Annotated in this window: 17 protein-coding genes; 11 read left to right on the top strand and 6 right to left on the bottom strand. The window is 71.6% G+C overall.

What is annotated here, in order from left to right; all coding sequences use genetic code 11:
• Positions 1-145: 145 nt before the first annotated feature.
• Entirely contained in the window at positions 146-442 is a 297-nt protein-coding gene (locus tag IFY26_RS05700; protein WP_232548037.1) for a DUF4193 domain-containing protein, read from the top strand.
• Positions 443-520: 78 nt separating this feature from the next.
• Here IFY26_RS05700 and IFY26_RS05695 read toward each other — a convergent pair whose 3' ends face one another.
• Positions 521-814 (bottom strand): DUF4235 domain-containing protein, encoded by a 294-nt coding sequence (locus IFY26_RS05695; RefSeq protein ID WP_232548036.1) that lies wholly within the window; start codon positions 812-814, stop codon positions 521-523.
• Between the two features lie 88 nt (positions 815-902).
• Between IFY26_RS05695 and IFY26_RS05690 the strand changes: the two genes are divergently transcribed.
• From IFY26_RS05690 to IFY26_RS05675, 4 genes are read left to right on the top strand one after another with little or no spacing between them, the layout of a single operon-like run.
• Entirely contained in the window at positions 903-1,361 is a 459-nt protein-coding gene (locus IFY26_RS05690) for a DUF3093 domain-containing protein (RefSeq protein ID WP_232548035.1), read from the top strand.
• Complete coding sequence (gene dut / locus IFY26_RS05685) at positions 1,358-1,861, top strand: dUTP diphosphatase (protein WP_232548034.1); 504 nt, start codon at positions 1,358-1,360, stop codon at positions 1,859-1,861. The genes IFY26_RS05690 and dut overlap by 4 nt, the downstream gene beginning before the upstream one ends.
• Entirely contained in the window at positions 1,858-2,640 is a 783-nt protein-coding gene (locus tag IFY26_RS05680) for a DUF3710 domain-containing protein (RefSeq protein WP_232548033.1), read from the top strand. The genes dut and IFY26_RS05680 overlap by 4 nt, the downstream gene beginning before the upstream one ends.
• Positions 2,641-2,647: 7 nt before the next feature.
• Positions 2,648-2,998, top strand: coding sequence for an OB-fold nucleic acid binding domain-containing protein (locus IFY26_RS05675; protein ID WP_232548032.1), 351 nt, complete (start codon positions 2,648-2,650; stop codon positions 2,996-2,998).
• Between the two features lie 64 nt (positions 2,999-3,062).
• Here IFY26_RS05675 and IFY26_RS05670 read toward each other — a convergent pair whose 3' ends face one another.
• The gene (locus IFY26_RS05670; protein ID WP_232548031.1) at positions 3,063-3,755 is read right to left on the bottom strand and encodes a potassium channel family protein; all 693 of its coding nucleotides are present in this window, start codon (positions 3,753-3,755) and stop codon (positions 3,063-3,065) included.
• Between the two features lie 41 nt (positions 3,756-3,796).
• Complete coding sequence (locus IFY26_RS05665; protein ID WP_332836159.1) at positions 3,797-4,444, bottom strand: potassium channel family protein; 648 nt, start codon at positions 4,442-4,444, stop codon at positions 3,797-3,799.
• Between the two features lie 98 nt (positions 4,445-4,542).
• Between IFY26_RS05665 and IFY26_RS05660 the strand changes: the two genes are divergently transcribed.
• From IFY26_RS05660 to dxs, 6 genes are all read left to right on the top strand, one after another.
• Positions 4,543-6,570, top strand: coding sequence for an APC family permease (locus IFY26_RS05660; protein WP_232548029.1), 2,028 nt, complete (start codon positions 4,543-4,545; stop codon positions 6,568-6,570).
• Positions 6,560-7,795 carry a class I SAM-dependent RNA methyltransferase gene (locus IFY26_RS05655; protein ID WP_232548028.1) on the top strand — a complete coding sequence of 412 codons (1,236 nt, stop codon included), beginning with the start codon at positions 6,560-6,562 and terminating at the stop codon, positions 7,793-7,795. Before IFY26_RS05660 ends, IFY26_RS05655 begins: the two co-directional genes overlap by 11 nt.
• A 96-nt stretch (positions 7,796-7,891) precedes the next feature.
• The gene (gene acnA, locus IFY26_RS05650; RefSeq protein ID WP_232548027.1) at positions 7,892-10,570 is read left to right on the top strand and encodes an aconitate hydratase AcnA; all 2,679 of its coding nucleotides are present in this window, start codon (positions 7,892-7,894) and stop codon (positions 10,568-10,570) included.
• The gene (locus IFY26_RS05645) at positions 10,567-11,031 is read left to right on the top strand and encodes a hypothetical protein (RefSeq protein ID WP_232548026.1); all 465 of its coding nucleotides are present in this window, start codon (positions 10,567-10,569) and stop codon (positions 11,029-11,031) included. The genes acnA and IFY26_RS05645 overlap by 4 nt, the downstream gene beginning before the upstream one ends.
• A gap of 73 nt (positions 11,032-11,104) precedes the next feature.
• Positions 11,105-11,566 (top strand): hypothetical protein, encoded by a 462-nt coding sequence (locus tag IFY26_RS05640; protein WP_232548025.1) that lies wholly within the window; start codon positions 11,105-11,107, stop codon positions 11,564-11,566.
• A gap of 55 nt (positions 11,567-11,621) precedes the next feature.
• Entirely contained in the window at positions 11,622-13,598 is a 1,977-nt protein-coding gene (gene dxs, locus IFY26_RS05635) for a 1-deoxy-D-xylulose-5-phosphate synthase (RefSeq protein WP_232548024.1), read from the top strand.
• Positions 13,599-13,601: 3 nt separating this feature from the next.
• Here dxs and IFY26_RS05630 read toward each other — a convergent pair whose 3' ends face one another.
• The 3 genes from IFY26_RS05630 to msrB form a co-directional block, all read right to left on the bottom strand.
• Entirely contained in the window at positions 13,602-14,876 is a 1,275-nt protein-coding gene (locus tag IFY26_RS05630; RefSeq protein ID WP_232548023.1) for a ribonuclease D, read from the bottom strand.
• The gene (locus IFY26_RS05625; RefSeq protein WP_232548022.1) at positions 14,873-15,463 is read right to left on the bottom strand and encodes a DUF3000 domain-containing protein; all 591 of its coding nucleotides are present in this window, start codon (positions 15,461-15,463) and stop codon (positions 14,873-14,875) included. Before IFY26_RS05625 ends, IFY26_RS05630 begins: the two co-directional genes overlap by 4 nt.
• A gap of 85 nt (positions 15,464-15,548) precedes the next feature.
• On the bottom strand, positions 15,549-15,980 hold the full coding sequence (gene msrB, locus IFY26_RS05620) for a peptide-methionine (R)-S-oxide reductase MsrB (RefSeq protein ID WP_232548021.1): 432 nt from the start codon (positions 15,978-15,980) through the stop codon (positions 15,549-15,551).
• Positions 15,981-16,064: the final 84 nt, after the last annotated feature.

Raw genomic sequence — 16,064 nt, 5'->3', positions numbered from 1 at the left:
ACCCTGCACTCCGCAGCACTGGTTCCCAACACCCCGGGGCCGCCGACGGGCCCGCCCGGGTGGGCCCGGGTTTGACCAGTGTGATATATGTGCGTGCGACACACCGCCGCATCCGTCCACGATCGACCGGACAGAAAAGGAACCCATGGCCACCGACTACGACGCTCCTCGCAAGACCGATGAGGAGAGCGAAGACAGCATTGAAGAACTGAAGAGCCGGCGCAACGACAAGAACTCCGGCAAGGTCGACGAGGACGAGGTCGAGGCGGCCGAAGCCTTCGAACTCCCGGGGGCCGACCTCTCGCACGAAGAGCTCACCGTGCGCGTCCTGCCCCGGCAGGCCAACGAGTTCACCTGCGCGAGCTGCTTCCTGGTGAAGCACCGCAGCCAGGTGGCCGAGGAGCGCAACGGCCAGACGTACTGCGTGGACTGCGCCGGCTGACCACGGACCCATCATGCGCGCGGCCCCGCCCGGACGATCCGGGCGGGGCCGCGCGCGTCGGCGTTCCTGCTCAGGGGCTCAGAACTTGAGGTTGACCTGCCGGGCCGGGCTGGCCTGGCCGGTGAACGACGACCACCCCTTGGCCGCGACGCGGTTGATGAGCACCTGGGAGAGGCCCATGCCGAGAGCCACCACCACCACGCGCGCCACCGCCGCCCCGACCGGGGTCTCGGGGTCGTTCGGCTCCGGCGGATCGTCGTCGCCCGTCACGAACATCCAGGCGCGGTCCACGAGCTGCTTCGTCACGATGCCCGCGATGGCGGCGACACCGGTGGAGTAGAGGTTCCACACGATCTTCTGTGAGAGGTCCACGATCCCCGTCCTGCCTCGGGGAGGCCCGTGCGGCCTCCCGGTGGCCCCATCCTAGGGGCGACCCACCGCCAGCGGGTAGGTTGGGCGGGTGGCATATCGCGAGCGGCTCACCCCCCCGGTGTGGTGGTGGATCGTCGGCCTGGGCGTCGGCGTCCCCACGTTCTTCTTCATCGGATTCCTGGCCGGGCCATGGGTCGGCATCGCCGCCGGACTCGTGGCAGGGGTGGGCGTCGCCTTCGGCCTGGGGCTCATGGGCGCCACGGAGATCATGGTCGATGACGCGGGGGTGCGCGTGGGCCGCTCCCTGCTGACCTGGCCCTATGTCGGCGAGGTCACGGTGTTGGACGCCGCCGCCACCCGCGAGGCCCTGGGCACCGGGGCGGACGCCCGGGCCCACGTCGTCCAGCGGCCCTGGCTGGCCGAGTCGGTGCGCATCGCCGTGGCCGACCCCGCCGACCCGCACCCCTACTGGCTGGTGTCCAGCCGCTCCCCGGCGCGGGCCGCGGCGGCCCTGGGCCGTACGCGTCCGGTGGACGAGCGGGGATGAGCGGTGCCGAGCGGGTCGGCGTCCAGCTGCGCCGGCTGGACGCGGGCGTCCCGCTGCCGCGCTACGCCCATCCGGGCGACGCGGGCGCCGACCTGGCAACGCGCATCGACGTCACCCTCGAACCGGGGGAGCGCGCCCTCGTGCCGACCGGCATCGCCCTGGCCTTTCCGCCCGGGTGGGTCGCGCTCGTCCACCCCCGTTCGGGGCTGGCTGCCCGTTCGGGCGTCACGGTCGTCAACGCGCCGGGTACGGTCGATGCGGGGTTCCGCGGGGAGATCCAGGTCTGCCTGCTGAACACCGATCCCCGCCGCAGGGTGATACTGCGTCGGGGCGACCTGATCGCCCAGCTAGTCTTCCAACGCGTGGCGCAGGCGGTGTTCACCGAGGTGGACGACCTGCCGGCCAGCAGCCGAGGTGCGGGTGGGCACGGGTCGACCGGGGGAGTCGCCCACTGGGGTGCCCCCGGCACGCAGACGACGACGACGGAGGATGACGAGTGATCTTCGGACGCAAGGGCCGCAAGGACCCCGCGGGGGCCGGAACGGACGCGGACGTCGAGGTGACCCCGAACGACTCCGGGGTGGAGGCCGACGCGAACGAGGCGATGGAGGCCGACGCGGCACCGGACGGCCTCGCTGCCGAGGAGGCCGACGAGAGCGATGAGGTGACCGCCGAGGAGCGCGACGCCGTCAATCCGCGCGTCGACGGTCCGTTCGACCACGAGGAGGTCGACCTGGACGCCGACGCGGCGGAGCTGGAACGGCTCCAGGTGCGACGGGTCGCGTTCGGGCCGTTGATCGTCACCCAACCGCACGACCTGTTGCTGCAGGTGCAGGGGGACCAGAAGACGAACGCCGTCTACACCCTGCTCGCCCATCACGAGAACTCGGGGCTGGAGGTGGCGCTGTTCGCGGCCCCCCGCAGCGGCGGGTTGGCCGAGGAGCTCCGCGAGGACATCATCGAGGAGGCCACCCAGGCCGGGGGCAGCGCCGAGCGTGCCGAGGGGCCCTTCGGCACGGAGGTGCGGCGGGTGCTGCCGCTCACCGGCCCGGAGGGCGAACAGCTGTTCCACGTCTCACGCATCTGGCTCGTCGAGGGCCCCCGGTGGCTGCTGCGCGGCACGCTGATGGGCCAGGCGGGCCTCGTCGAGGGCGAGAAGCCGCCGGCCGACTTCTTCGTGGAGTTCTTCCGCAACCTCGTCGTGCGCCGTGATGACGCCCCCCGGTCGCCGGGGGAGATCATCCAGCTCGCCCTGCCCGAGGGCAGCGTCCGCGGGTAGGCACACCATGGGACTGTTTGACGGACTGCGCCGCGTCTTCGCGAGTGACGACGAGCTCACCTCGGCCGATCGGCACCGGCTGGCGGAGGCGACCGGCGCGGACGCGATCGCGGACGTCCGCGACCGTAGTGTCGTCACGCTGCGCGGCACCGTTGAGCAGCTCACCGTCCGGCCCAGGCGACCGCAGCCCTGGCTGGAGGCCCAACTGAGCGACGGCACCGGCCGGGTGACGCTGATCTGGATGGGGCGCCACGAGATCCCGGGCATCGAGGCCGGGCGCGAACTCCTCGTGCAGGGCCGCGTCGGTGTCAGCGACGGCGTCCGCCGCATCCACAACCCGCGCTACACCCTGCTCTGACCGCGGCTCACCCTGCTCTGACCGCGGCTCACCCTGCTCTGACCGCGGCTCAGCCCGCCGGGTCTCAGTCGTCCTCGTCGGGCGCCGGCTCGCGGCGGACGCCGGGGGAGAGGTACTGCGCCAACTCCGCCTCGAACTCGGGGTTGACCACGAACAGCAGCTCGTCGCCACCCTCGACGGCGGCATCCCGCTCGGGGGGTCGGGCGACGCCGTCGCGGATGATGGCGACCGGAACGGCGTCCCCGGGGAACCGCAGGTCGTCCACCCGGACGCCGACCGCCGGGCTGTCGTGGGGCAGGGTCATCTCGACGAGGTTCGACTTGCCGCCGTGGAAGCTGAACAGGCGCACCAGGTCGCCGACGGTGACCGCCTCCTCGACCAGCGCGCACATCAGGCGGGGCGTCGAAACGGCGACGTCGACCCCCCACACGTCGTCGAACATCCATTCGTTGCTGGGGTGGTTGACGCGGGCCACGGTGCGGGGGACGGCGAACTCGGTCTTGGCCAGCAGGCTGTGCACCAGGTTGGCCTTGTCGTCACCGGTCGCGGCGATGGCCACGTCGCAGCGGTCGATCCGCGCCTCCTCCAGCGAGTCGACCTCGCAGGCGTCGGCGAGCAGCCAGTCGGCGTCCGGAACGCTGTCGGTCTTGATCGCATGGGGATCGCGGTCGATGAGCAGGACGCGGTGGCCGTTGGCGAGCAGCTCGCGGGCGATCGATCGCCCGACGTTGCCCGCTCCGGCGATGGCGACGCGCATGGGGCCCCTTTCGGTGTCTTCGGTGGTGGTGGACGCGCGCGTCAGTGGCGCGGCGGGGGCGCGGCCAGGACGGACTCGATGCGCGAGACGTCGTCGTTGCCCGCTGCCACGAACAGCGTGTCGCCGTCCTGCAACAGGGTGGCGGCGTCCGGCACCAGGCCCTGACCGAAGCGCGAGAGGAAGGGCACCTTGGACCGGATGGCCGTCTCGATGTCGCCGATCCGTCGGCCCACCCAACCGTCGTGGGCGCCCAGGCGGAGCAGTCGGACCGTGCCCGCCGCGTCCCGCCACTCGGGCTCCGAGCCTTCGGGCACCAGCCGGCGCAGCACCTGGTCGGCCGCCCAGCGCACGGTGGCGACGGACGGAATGCCGAGCCGCTCGTACACCTCGGCACGCCCCTGGTCGTAGATGCGGGCCACGACGTTGTCGATGCCGAACGTCTCCCGGACCACCCGGGCTGCGAGGATGTTGGAGTTGTCGCCGCTGGAGACGGCGGCGAACCCGTCCGCCTGCTTGATGCCGGCGCTCACCAGAACCTTCTTGTCGAACCCCACGCCCTTGATCGTCCGGCCGTGGAAATCCGGCCCGAGCCGGCGGAAGGAGTCGGCGTTGATGTCGATGACGGCCACACTGTGGCCGCGCCGTTCGAGCGCCCGGGCCAACGACGATCCGACGCGTCCGCATCCCATGATCACGATGTGCACGTGACGAGGCCTTTCCCTGTCCTGCTCCCCACTCGTGACCCACGGGTGTGCGTCCGGCGGAAGCAGGTCTACAGTGTAGCCCCGTGAACGTCGCGGAATCGCTCAAGCGACTGCTGGTCGGCCGCAAACTGGCCAGCACCCAACTGGGGGAGACGCTGCTCCCCAAGCGCATCGCGTTGCCGGTTTTCGCCTCCGACGCCCTCAGCTCCGTGGCCTACGCCCCGGACGAGATCTTCCTGACGCTGAGCCTGGCCGGCATTGCCGGGTACGCCTTCAGCTGGCCGATCGCGGTCGCCGTCGCCGTGGTCATGCTCGTCGTGGTGTTGTCGTACCGCCAGACGGTGCATGCCTACCCCTCCGGGGGTGGGGACTACGAGGTGGCGACGGTGAACCTGGGCCGCCGCCCGGGCCTGGTCGTCGCGAGCGCGCTGCTGGTCGACTACATCCTCACCGTGGCGGTGTCGGTGAGTTCGGGCGTCCAGAACGCGAAGGCGATCTTCCCCCAGCTCGTCGGCCACGAGGGCATCTGGGCCGCGGCGCTGATCCTGCTGCTCATGACGCTCAACCTGCGCGGGGTGCGCGAGTCGGGCACGTTCTTCGCCATCCCCACCTACGGCTTCATGGTCGCCGTGATCGGGATGACGCTGTTCGGCGCCTTCCGGATCCTGGGTCTCGGAGAGGAGCTGCACGCCCCCACGGCCGACTACACGATCGTCGGTGACCCCTTCTACGGGTCACTGACGTCGATCGCCGTCGTCGTCCTGCTGGCGCGGGCCTTCTCGTCCGGTTGTGCCGCCCTCACCGGCGTGGAGGCCATCAGCAACGGCGTCCCGGCGTTCAAGGAGCCCAAGAGCCGCAACGCCGCCACCACGCTGGGGCTGCTCGGCGCGGTGGCGATCAGCATGCTCGGGGGCATCATCTGGCTGGCGAACGTGACCGGCACCAAGGTGATCGACGAGAGCTCCGGGGTGGTGCTGACCCGCGGCGAGGAGGTCGTCCGGCACACCGACACGATCATGGGTCAGCTCGCCGCCACCGTGTTCGACGGGTTCTACCCCGGCTTCCTGTTCGTCATCGCCATGACGATGATCATCTTGTTCCTCGCCGCCAACACCGCCTTCAACGGCTTCCCCGTGCTCGGCTCGATCCTCGCGCGCGACGGGTACCTCCCCAAGTCGCTGCACACCCGCGGTGATCGGCTGGCCTACAGCAACGGCATCATCCTGCTGGCGGTGGCGGCGTCCGCCCTCGTGCTGGTGTTCAACGCCAGCGTGACCGCCCTGATCCAGCTCTACGTCGTGGGTGTGTTCGTCTCCTTCACCCTCAGCCAGCTCGGCATGCTGCGTCACTGGACGCGGCACCTGCGCACGGAGGTCGACCCCGCCGCCCGCGCCCACATGGTGCGCAGCCGCGCCATCAACGCCGTCGGCCTCACCTGCACCGGCACGGTGCTCGTCATCGTCCTGGCGGCCAAGTTCATCTACGGTGCCTACCTGACGGTCGTGGCGATGGCGCTCCTCTTCGCGCTGATGTGGGCGATCCAGCGCCACTACGCGAAGGTGGCCCGGGAGACGGCGCTCGACCCGTCGGAGACGCGGACGCTGCCCAGCCGCGTCCGCGCTGTGATCCTGGTCAACGAGCTGAACAAGCCCGCGATGCGGGCGATCAACTTCGCCCGGGCCAGCCGCGCCAACACGATGGAGGCGGTCGTGGTCGCGGCCGACCCGGACGCCGTCGAGCAGCTCCGGGACGAGTGGGACGAGCTCAACCCGGGCATCACGCTCACCGTGATCGCGTCGCCGTACCGGCAGGTGGTGGCGCCGTTCCTGGCCTACGTGAAGGGCCTGCGATCGGGCAACCCGCGCGACGTCGTGATGGTGTACCTCCCCGAGCTGGTGGTGGGCCACTGGTGGGAGCGGCTGCTGCACAACCAGACGGGCCTGCTCATCAAGGCGCGGCTGGAATTCTTCCCCGGCGTGATGGTCACCGCCGTGCCCTACCAGCTGGCCTCCAGCCAGGTCGCGCTCGAACGGGCCGTGCGGTCGGACGCCGCCGCCTGGCGTCGTCCCGGGTCGGGGGCCGTCCACGTGGGAGCGCACCTTGACGACTGAGCTGGCCGTGGGGGACGTGGTCGGCCCGGTGCGGGTCGGACGCGTCGCCCACGGTGGGCACTGGGTCGCCCGCCACGAGGGGCGGGTGATCTTCGTGCGGCACACCCTCGAGGGTGAACTGGTGCGGGTGCGCATCACCGAGGTCGCGAAGCGGTTCGCGCGGGGCGACGCCATGGGCGTCGAGGAGGCGAGCCCCCACCGCGTGGCAGCGCCCTGCCCGGTGGCCGGGGTCTGCGGCGGGTGCGACCTGCAGCACGTCGCGCCGGCCCACCAGCGGGAGTTGAAGCGCCAGGTGATCGCCGAACAACTGGACCGGCTGGCCGGGGTGTCGTTCTCCGGGTCGGTCGAGGCCGTGACGCCCGAGGCGCTCGGGTGGCGCACCCGCGTCCGGTATCTCTCCGACGGCCGCGCCTGGGGGTTGCGCGCGCACCGCTCCCACACGGTGGTGCCGCTGCCCGAGCAGGGGTGCCTCATCGCGCGACCGCCGATCGCCCGTCCCGAGGTCGGCCCCGGGCCGGCCGGCTCCCAGCGCCTGGGCGTCGAGAGCCGCGGCGAGATCTCGGGGCCGGCCGTGCACTGGTTGGCTGCGGCGGGGGCGTCCGACGCCGTGCCCGATGCCGAGCCCGGCGCGGCGACGGCGCTGGAGGAGGGCGGGCCGGGCGTCGTGGTGGAACGCGCTGCGGGACGGACGTTCCGGGTGCGCACCGACGGCTTCTGGCAGGTGCACCCCGAGGCGGCGGACACGCTCGCAGCCGCGGTCGTCGCGGCGCTGGACCCGCAGCCGGGTGAGAGCGCCGTCGACCTCTACTGTGGGGTGGGGCTCTTCGCGGGGGCGCTCAGCGCGCAGGGGGTGGACGTCGTCGGCGTGGAGGGGTCGCGCGAGGCCGTGGCGCTCGCGTCCAGCAACGTGCCGGAGGCCACCTTTCGCGCCGGGCCGGTCGAGCGGCTGGTGCGCAAGCTGCCGCCCCGCGTCGATCTCGTTGTGCTCGACCCGCCACGCGCGGGTGCCGGACGCGCCGTGATGGAGCAGGTCTGCGCCCGTCGGCCGCGGGCCATCGCCTACGTCGCCTGCGACCCGGCTGCCCTGGCCCGCGACCTCGCGACCGCGGCAGGTCTGGGCTACCACGTGGCGGGCGTCCGAGCCATCGACCTGTTCGGCATGACGCACCACGTCGAGTGCGTCGCGCTGCTCGTCCCGGCCGCTGCGGGGGCGTCCGATGAGTAGGATCGCACGCAGCGAGCCGGGTGACAGAGGGCGTCCGGTGCAGTAGTATCTCGACATCGAGATATTCCGAGCGAGAGCAGACGAGGAGAGCACCGCATGAGCGTGAACAGCTTCGGCGCCAAGCGCACCCTGGAGTCCGGCGGCAAGCAGTACGAGATCTTCGCCCTGGACGCCGTCGAGGGGGCCGACACCCTGCCCTTCAGCCTGAAGGTCCTGCTGGAGAACCAGCTCCGCACCGAGGACGGTGCGAACATCACCGCCGACCACATCACCGCCCTGGGCCAGTGGGAGGCAGACGCCGAGCCGACCCAGGAGATCCAGTTCACGCCGGCGCGCGTCATCATGCAGGACTTCACCGGTGTGCCCTGCGTGGTCGATCTCGCCACCATGCGCGAGGCCATCACCGAGCTGGGCGGGGACGCGACGAAGGTGAACCCGCTGTCGCCGGCGGAGATGGTGATCGACCACTCCGTCATCGCCGACTTCTTCGGCACCGACGACGCGATGGCCCTCAACATGGAGGTCGAGTACCAGCGCAACCGCGAGCGCTACCAGTTCCTCCGCTGGGGGCAGACGGCGTTCGACGACTTCAAGGTCGTGCCCCCGGGCACGGGCATCGTCCACCAGGTCAACATCGAGAACCTGGCGCGGGTGGTGTTCCCGCGCACGGTGGACGGCGTGCTGCAGGCCTACCCGGACACGTGCGTGGGCACCGACTCGCACACCACGATGGTCAACGGCCTCGGCGTCGTCGGCTGGGGCGTCGGCGGCATCGAGGCAGAGGCCGCGATGCTCGGCCAGCCGGTCAGCATGCTCATCCCGCGCGTCGTGGGCTTCAAGCTGTCGGGCAAGCTCGGCGACGGCGTGACCGCCACCGACCTCGTGCTGACCATCACCGAGATGCTGCGTGCCCACAAGGTCGTCGGCAAGTTCGTCGAGTTCTACGGACCCTCGGTGGGTGAGGTGCCCCTGGCCAACCGCGCCACGATCGGCAACATGAGCCCCGAGTACGGCTCCACCATCGCCGTGTTCCCCATCGACGACAAGACGACCGACTACCTGCGCCTCACCGGCCGCAGCGAGGAGCAGGTGGCGCTCGTCGAGGCCTACAGCAAGGCCCAGGGACTGTGGCACGAGCCCGACCACGAGCCGCGGTACTCGGAGTACCTCGAGCTCGACCTCTCGACCGTCGTGCCCAGCATCGCCGGGCCGAAGCGTCCGCAGGATCGGGTGGTGCTGGCCGAGTCGAAGGCGTCCTTCGAGGCCGCGCTGCCGACCTACACCGATGCCCCCGACACGGTCGTCCCCGTCACGCTGGCCGACGGTCGCAGCTTCGAGCTGGGCCACGGAGCGGTGACCGTCGCGGCGATCACGTCGTGCACGAACACGTCGAACCCGTCGGTGATGCTCGGCGCGGCCCTGGTGGCCAAGAAGGCCGCCGAGAAGGGGCTGGAGCCCAAGCCGTGGGTGAAGACGACGCTGGCACCGGGCTCGAAGGTCGTCACCGACTACTACGAGAAGTCCGGCCTGCAGGGCTACCTCGACCAGCTTGGCTTCAACACCGTCGGCTACGGCTGCACGACCTGCATCGGCAACACCGGCCCGCTGATCCCGGAGGTCAGCCAGGCGATCAACGACAACGACCTGGCGGTCACGGCCGTCCTGTCGGGCAACCGCAACTTCGAGGGGCGCATCAGCCCCGACGTGAAGATGAACTACCTGGCCTCCCCGCCGTTGGTCATCGCGTACGCGTTGGCGGGCACGATGGACATCGACCTCGCCACCGAGCCGCTGGGTCAGGGCTCGGACGGCGGCGACGTCTACCTGCGCGACATCTGGCCGACGACCGGCGAGATCGAGGAGGTGGTGGGCAGCTCCATCAGCGCGGAGATGTTCGCCGACCGCTACGCCGACGTGTTCGCCGGCGACGAGCAGTGGCGTTCCCTCCCCACGCCCGAGGGCGAGGTCTTCGCCTGGGATCCGGATTCGACCTACGTGCGCAAGGCGCCGTACTTCGACGGCATGCCGGACGCTCCCGAGCCCGTGACCGACATCGCGGACGCCCGCGTCCTGCTCAAGCTGGGGGATTCGGTGACCACGGACCACATCAGCCCGGCGGGCGCGATCAAGGCCGACACCCCGGCCGGGGTGTACCTCACCGAGCACGGCGTGGCGCGGAAGGACTTCAACAGCTACGGCAGCCGCCGCGGCAACCACGAGGTCATGATCCGGGGCACGTTCGCCAACATCCGGCTGCGCAACCAGATCGCCCCCGGCACCGAGGGCGGCTACACCCGGGACTTCACCCAGCAGGACGGTCCGGTGGCGTTCGTGTACGACGCGGCGCAGAACTACGCCGAGGCCGGCGTCCCGCTGGTGGTGCTGGCGGGCAAGGAGTACGGCTCGGGCAGCTCGCGCGACTGGGCGGCCAAGGGCACCTCGCTGCTCGGGGTGAAGGTCGTGATCGCCGAGAGCTACGAGCGCATCCACCGCTCCAACCTGATCGGCATGGGCGTCCTGCCCCTGCAGTTCGCCGAGGGTGAGACGGCCGACAGCCTCGGCCTCGACGGCACCGAGACCTTCGCCATCACGGGCGTGACCGCGCTCAACGAGGGGCGTACCCCGAAGACGGTGGCGGTGACGGCCACGGCCGAGGGCGGCCGCGAGGTGAACTTCGACGCGGTCGTGCGCATCGACACCCCCGGTGAGGCCGACTACTACCGCAACGGCGGGATCATGCAGTACGTGCTGCGGAGCCTGCTGAAGACGGCGTGAGCGAGAGCCTCACCCTGCGCGTCCGGGAGTCCCCGATCGGGGGCTCCCGGATCGCGTTCTCCTACCTGGCAATCGTCGGGGCGCTGCTGGTCACCGGGCTCGTCTGGTCGGTGTGGAGCCTGTTCACCGACCGCGTGTGCGGGCCGGATTCCGACGTGGTGTGTGGCCTGGGCTGGTGGTGGCTGGGTTGGTTCGTCGGGTTCGGGCTCGGCACGGCGCTGACGGCCTGGATCGTGCGGTTGGGGTGGGAGTGGTGGTTGGCCGGTTTCGCCGTGTTGCTCGCGCTGCCGGCGGTGATGGCACTGCCGGTGCCCGTGGTGATCGTGTGGCTGCTCGCCCTCCCCGCGATCGCGGCCGCCCTGACGTGGAGCGGCCCCGACCGGCCCCGCTGGCGTCCGTGGCTCGTCGTGGGCCTGGCCGTCGCGGCCGTGGCGGCCTCGGCGGTGTCGGTGTTGATCTGACCCGGTGGTGGGGGTTGACGTGGGTCTGATCTGCTCCTAGACTCGAACAAGCGTTCGAAAAGAAGGAGGGGTCATGAGCACCACGTGGGCACCGGCACAGCCGCAGGGCTTCACCCGCCACATCGGGGAGGATCGGCCGGCCGGTCGCACCCGGTTCCCCGCGCAGACGGCCCTGTACACCCCACCCGGCTGGCCGGACGCCGTGCGTCCACCCCATGCCCCGGACTGGGAGGCCACGGCCACCAACTTCCTGCTCGACTGCTCGCCACCGGAGTACCGCGGCTACCCGGTGCTGCGACGCCACTCCGTGGTGCTGGCACGGTTCGCGGCGGAGCACGTCGAGAGCCAGCTGATTGCCTGCCGTGAAGGCCTCGGGCGCGTGCGGGCGAGTCTGGGGGAGTACGTCTCGCCCGAGGTGGTCGAGGCCGCGACCCAGGCGTGGCAGGAGCTGGACGCCTCCCTGCGCCGCCGACGGCGCGAGGTGGCCCTGGTCGAGGAGGCCCTGCGTGGCAAGGTTTTCATCCGCAAGCTGTGACGCCGGGGCCCCGGCGTCCCGGGCATCGCCGCTGGTCACGGGTAGACTCGCACGCATGTCTTTGTTGGAGTCGGTGCGGGGGCCGCGCGACCTCCGGGAGCTCAGCGCCACCCAGCTCGAGCAGCTGGCGGGGGAGATCCGGAGCTTCCTGATCCGCAACGTGAGCCGCACCGGCGGTCATCTCGGGCCCAACCTGGGCGTCGTCGAGTTGACCATCGCGCTGCACCGCGTCTTCGACTCCCCGCACGACCCGATGGTCTTCGACACCGGGCACCAGAGCTACGTGCACAAGATCCTCACCGGCCGGCAGGAGGGCTTCCCCGGCCTCCGGCAGGAGGGGGGGCTGTCGGGTTACCCGTCGCGGCAGGAGTCCGAGCATGACTGGGTCGAGAACAGCCACGCCACCACGTCGCTGTCCTGGGCGCAGGGGCTGGCGAAGGCGTTCCAGCTCCGCGGGGAGGACCGCACGGTCGTCGCCGTGATCGGCGACGGCGCCCTCACCGGCGGCATGGCCTGGGAGGCGATGAACAACATCGCCGTCGACGCCGGGCTCAAGCTGGTGATCGTCGTCAACGACAACGGCCGCTCCTACACCCCGACGGTGGGCGGCATCGCGACGCACCTCTCCAGCCTGCGCACCGACCGCCGCTACGAGGCGACCCTCAACCTGATCAAGCAGCGCGTCCGGTCGGCCCCCGTCGTGGGCGGCCCCGTGTACGACCTGATGCACGGCTTCAAGACCGGCGTGAAGGACGTCCTCGCGCCCCAGGGTCTGTTCTCCGACCTGGGCCTGAAGTACATCGGACCCATCGACGGGCACGACATTGGCCTGGTCGAGCGCGCGCTCGAGTCCGCCCGTAACTACGGCGGGCCCGTCATCGTCCACTGCATGACCCTGAAGGGGCGCGGCTTCCGGGCCGCCGAGCAGGACGAGGCCGACCGTTTCCACGCCGTGGGCGCCATCGACGAGGAGACCGGCGAGCCGCTGACGGCGAATCCCAAGCGCACCTGGACCGACGCGTTCCGCGACGAGATCACAGAGATCGCCCGCACCCACCCGTCCGTGGTGGGCATCACCGCCGCGATGTTGCACCCGACCGGGCTGGACACGTTCGCCCGGGAGTTCCCCGATCGTGTCTTCGACGTCGGCATCGCCGAGCAGCACGCGGTGACGTCCGCCGCCGGGTTGGCCGCCGGGGGGCTCCACCCCGTCGTCGCCCTCTACGCGACCTTCCTCAACCGCGCCTTCGACCAGCTCCTGATGGACGTCGCCCTGCACCACCAAGGCGTCACGTTCGTGCTCGACCGGGCCGGCATCACCGGGCCGGACGGCCCCAGCCACCACGGCATGTGGGACACCTCGCTGCTCACCATGGTGCCGGGGGTGCACCTCGCGGCGCCCCGCGACGAGCGGCGTCTCGCCGAGGCGCTGCGGACCGCCGTCGGCATCGCGGACGCCCCGAGCGTCATTCGCTACAGCAAGGAAGCCCTCCCGCCCGAGCTGCCGGCCGTCGCGCAGCACGGCAGCGTCGACGTCTTGGCCCGTGCCACCGATTCCCAGGTGCTCATCGTTGCCCACGGCTCCTTCGCCGGCCTCGGCGTCGAGGCGGGTCAGCGGTTGGGGGCCCAGGGCATCCCGGCCACGGTCGTCGATCCCGTCTGGGCGTTGCCGACCAGCGACGACCTGATCGAGCTCTGCCGCACACACCGCCTCGTGCTGACCCTCGAGGACGGCGGGGTCAACGGCGGTCTCGGTGCCCGCCTCGCTCAGGACGCGGCCCGCGCCGGCGTCTGGACGCCCGTGCGCAGCCTGGGCGTGCCCGCGGAGTTCCTCGACCAGGGCAGCCGCGACCAGGTGCTGGAGCGGCTCGGCCTCACCGCGCAGGCTGTCGCCCGCGCCGCGGTCGAGCTGGCCGTCAGCTGCACCGAGGCCGGGACCGGGACGACCGAGCCACAGGACGCGGATCAACACCGCGCCGGTCAACACAGCGCCGATCAACACAGCGCCGATCGGCGTGCCGCGGAGAGCTGAGACTCAGGCGTCGGACAGCAGGGGGGCGACCACCGGCACGACGAGCCCGCGTTGCCAGGGCCGGGCGTCCAGCGCCGCGAGTGCGGCGTCCACACCCGCCTCGCTGACGTCCGCAGGCGGGGCCCACGCGAGCCGCCGGAGGGCGTCCGGGCTGAGGAGGTTCTCGGGCGGCAGGCCCTGTTGCTCGGCCAGGGCGTTCACCGCCGGACGGATCCGCTCCCAGCGCGCTGCCGCCTCCGGGTTCGCACGCGCCCAGCTCCGCGGCTGGGGCAGATCTCCGGACGCCGCCCGTCGCGGCGGCAGCTCGGCGGCGCTCAGCGCGTCCGCCCGGCTGAGGGCGTCCAACCACCGGGACTCGTACCGCTTGGCGAGCCGCCAGGTGAAGCCGTGGATCCGACGCAGCGTGTCGCGGCCGAGCGCGGCGCTCTTGGCGGCATCCACCGCCAGGCCGGCGTCCGTGATCGACGAGTCGCCGAGGATGCGCCCAGGAGCCCGGTCGAGCTCTTGGGCGAGGGTGTCGCGGGCGGTCCAGAGTTCGCGGACGGCGGCGAGCCCGCGCGGGGTGCGGACGGCGTGCAGGCCCGAACACCGCCGCCAGGGCTCAGCGCGGCGGTGGGGCTCGTCGCCGGCGTGCGCGACGAGGTGGGCGAACTCCTGCTCGGCCCAGGCCAGCTTGCCTGCTGCTTCGAGCTCGGCCTCGATCCAGTCCCGGAGATCGACGAGCAGCTCGACGTCCAGGGCGGCGTAGGCGAGCCACGCCTCGGGCAACGGCCGGGTCGACCAGTCGGACGCCGAGTGCTCCTTGGCGAGGCTGACGCCGAGGGCGCGCTCGAGCAGCGCTCCCAGCGCCACCCGCGGCAGGCCAAGGAGGCGGCCGGCCAGCTCGGTGTCGAAGAGCCGCTCGGGCAGCAACCCCACCTCGGCCAGGGAGGGCAGGTCTTGGGTGGCGGCGTGGAGGATCCACTCTTCGTCGGCGATGGCGGCGCGCAGCGCCGAGAGGTCGGCGCGTGGGGCGCCGGCCTCGAAGGCGACCGGATCGATGAGATGGGTGCCCGAGCCGGCGCGCCGCACCTGGATCAGGTAGGCCTTGGGCCAGTAGCGGAACCCGTGGGCCCGCTCGGTGTCGAGGGCGACCGGGCCGGTGCCGGCGGTCAGCCGGTCGATCGTGCGGGCGAGGGCGTCCGGCGTGTCGACGACGGGCGGGATTCCGTCGGCAGGAACGGTGACCGGACGAGGGGGATCCGGCGTCGGGTCGGGTGGCGTCTCCGGAGCGCTCATCGGCGACGACGACCGGTGCGGTGCGGGTCGAGCGGCACGACCCCTTCGGGCAGCAGCGGCAGACCCGCCACCATGCAGAGCAGGTCCTGCCAAGCCAGCACGTGCGGGACGACACCGGTACCGCTGCTGAGCACGGGGGTCCATGAGGCGCGGATCTCGACCTCGGACTTGTCCGGATCGCCCTCCATCGAGCCGAAGGACTTCGAACTGACGGCGGTCACGGTGCCGCTCGGGGCGGTGTAGGTGGCGTCGCGGTGCTCGAGAGCGTCGGTCAGCCACGACCAGCCGACCTCGGCAAGCAGGGGGTCGAGGGCGATGTCCGCATCCACGACGGCGCGGGCGAAGGTCACGCAGCGGAACGTGCCGTCCCAGGCGGGGTTGCCCGCCGGGTCGTGCAGCAGCACCAGACGGCCGTTGCCGAGTTCTTCGTCGGCGATCTCCACCTCGGCCCCGATGGCCACCGCGTGGGGTGCGATGCGTTGGGGGGCGGGGATTTCCTCCACGATCAACTCCGGACGCCACGACAGCCCGAGCAGCGCCCTCACCGCGTCATCGAAGACGCCTGACTCCGGCCGGTTCACCCCCACGCCCGTCAGGCTACGGGGCGCGCGGCGGCCGGGCTCGCCCGACGCGCCGGGCACGGGCAGACACCGCCCGGGCCGGGCCGGCGCATCAGGAGTTCGGGGTGTGGACCAGGCAGATCGAGTTGATGCAGTAGCGCAGGTCGGTGGGGGTGTCGTAACCCTCGCCCTCGAACACGTGGCCCAGATGACTCTGGCAAGCCGAGCAGCGCACCTCGATGCGCGGGCGTCCGGGCAGGGAGTCGTCACGGATGTAGGTGATGCGCTCCTCGTCGGACGGGGCGTAGAAGCTTGGCCAGCCGCAGTGCGAGGCGAACTTCTGTTCGCTGGTGAACAGTTCGGCGCCGCACGCCTTGCAGGCGTAGGTGCCGGCCTCGAACGTCCGGTCGTACTCCCCGGTGAACGGACGCTCCGTGGCGCCCTCGCGGAGCACGGCGAACTCGAACGGCGTCAGCACCTCGCGCCACTCGCGCGGTGTGCGGAGGACGGTCGGGGCGGGGGTGTCGGGGCGCTGGTCGCTCACGGGTGCTCCTTGGTCGGCGGCTCGCCCAGCGTACCTCGCCGAAAAGTGGCCCGGCTTGCCCGAATGATCCCACCCGATACCCCT

The organism is Propioniciclava soli (assembly GCF_014858005.1).
Lineage (GTDB): Bacteria > Actinomycetota > Actinomycetes > Propionibacteriales > Propionibacteriaceae > Propioniciclava > Propioniciclava soli.
Note: the sequence above shows the minus strand (reverse complement) of the source record. Positions and strands in the feature narration are given on the sequence as shown.

Coding starts and splice junctions, on each gene's coding strand:
- IFY26_RS05630 (WP_232548023.1), bottom strand. CDS start 14,876: ATGAGCGCTCCGGAGACGCCACCCGACCCGACGCCGGATCCCCCTCGT.
- IFY26_RS05670 (WP_232548031.1), bottom strand. CDS start 3,755: ATGCGCGTCGCCATCGCCGGAGCGGGCAACGTCGGGCGATCGATCGCC.
- dxs (WP_232548024.1), top strand. CDS start 11,622: ATGTCTTTGTTGGAGTCGGTGCGGGGGCCGCGCGACCTCCGGGAGCTC.
- IFY26_RS05700 (WP_232548037.1), top strand. CDS start 146: ATGGCCACCGACTACGACGCTCCTCGCAAGACCGATGAGGAGAGCGAA.
- IFY26_RS05675 (WP_232548032.1), top strand. CDS start 2,648: ATGGGACTGTTTGACGGACTGCGCCGCGTCTTCGCGAGTGACGACGAG.
- IFY26_RS05665 (WP_332836159.1), bottom strand. CDS start 4,444: ATGGGATGCGGACGCGTCGGATCGTCGTTGGCCCGGGCGCTCGAACGG.
- dut (WP_232548034.1), top strand. CDS start 1,358: ATGAGCGGTGCCGAGCGGGTCGGCGTCCAGCTGCGCCGGCTGGACGCG.
- IFY26_RS05640 (WP_232548025.1), top strand. CDS start 11,105: ATGAGCACCACGTGGGCACCGGCACAGCCGCAGGGCTTCACCCGCCAC.
- acnA (WP_232548027.1), top strand. CDS start 7,892: ATGAGCGTGAACAGCTTCGGCGCCAAGCGCACCCTGGAGTCCGGCGGC.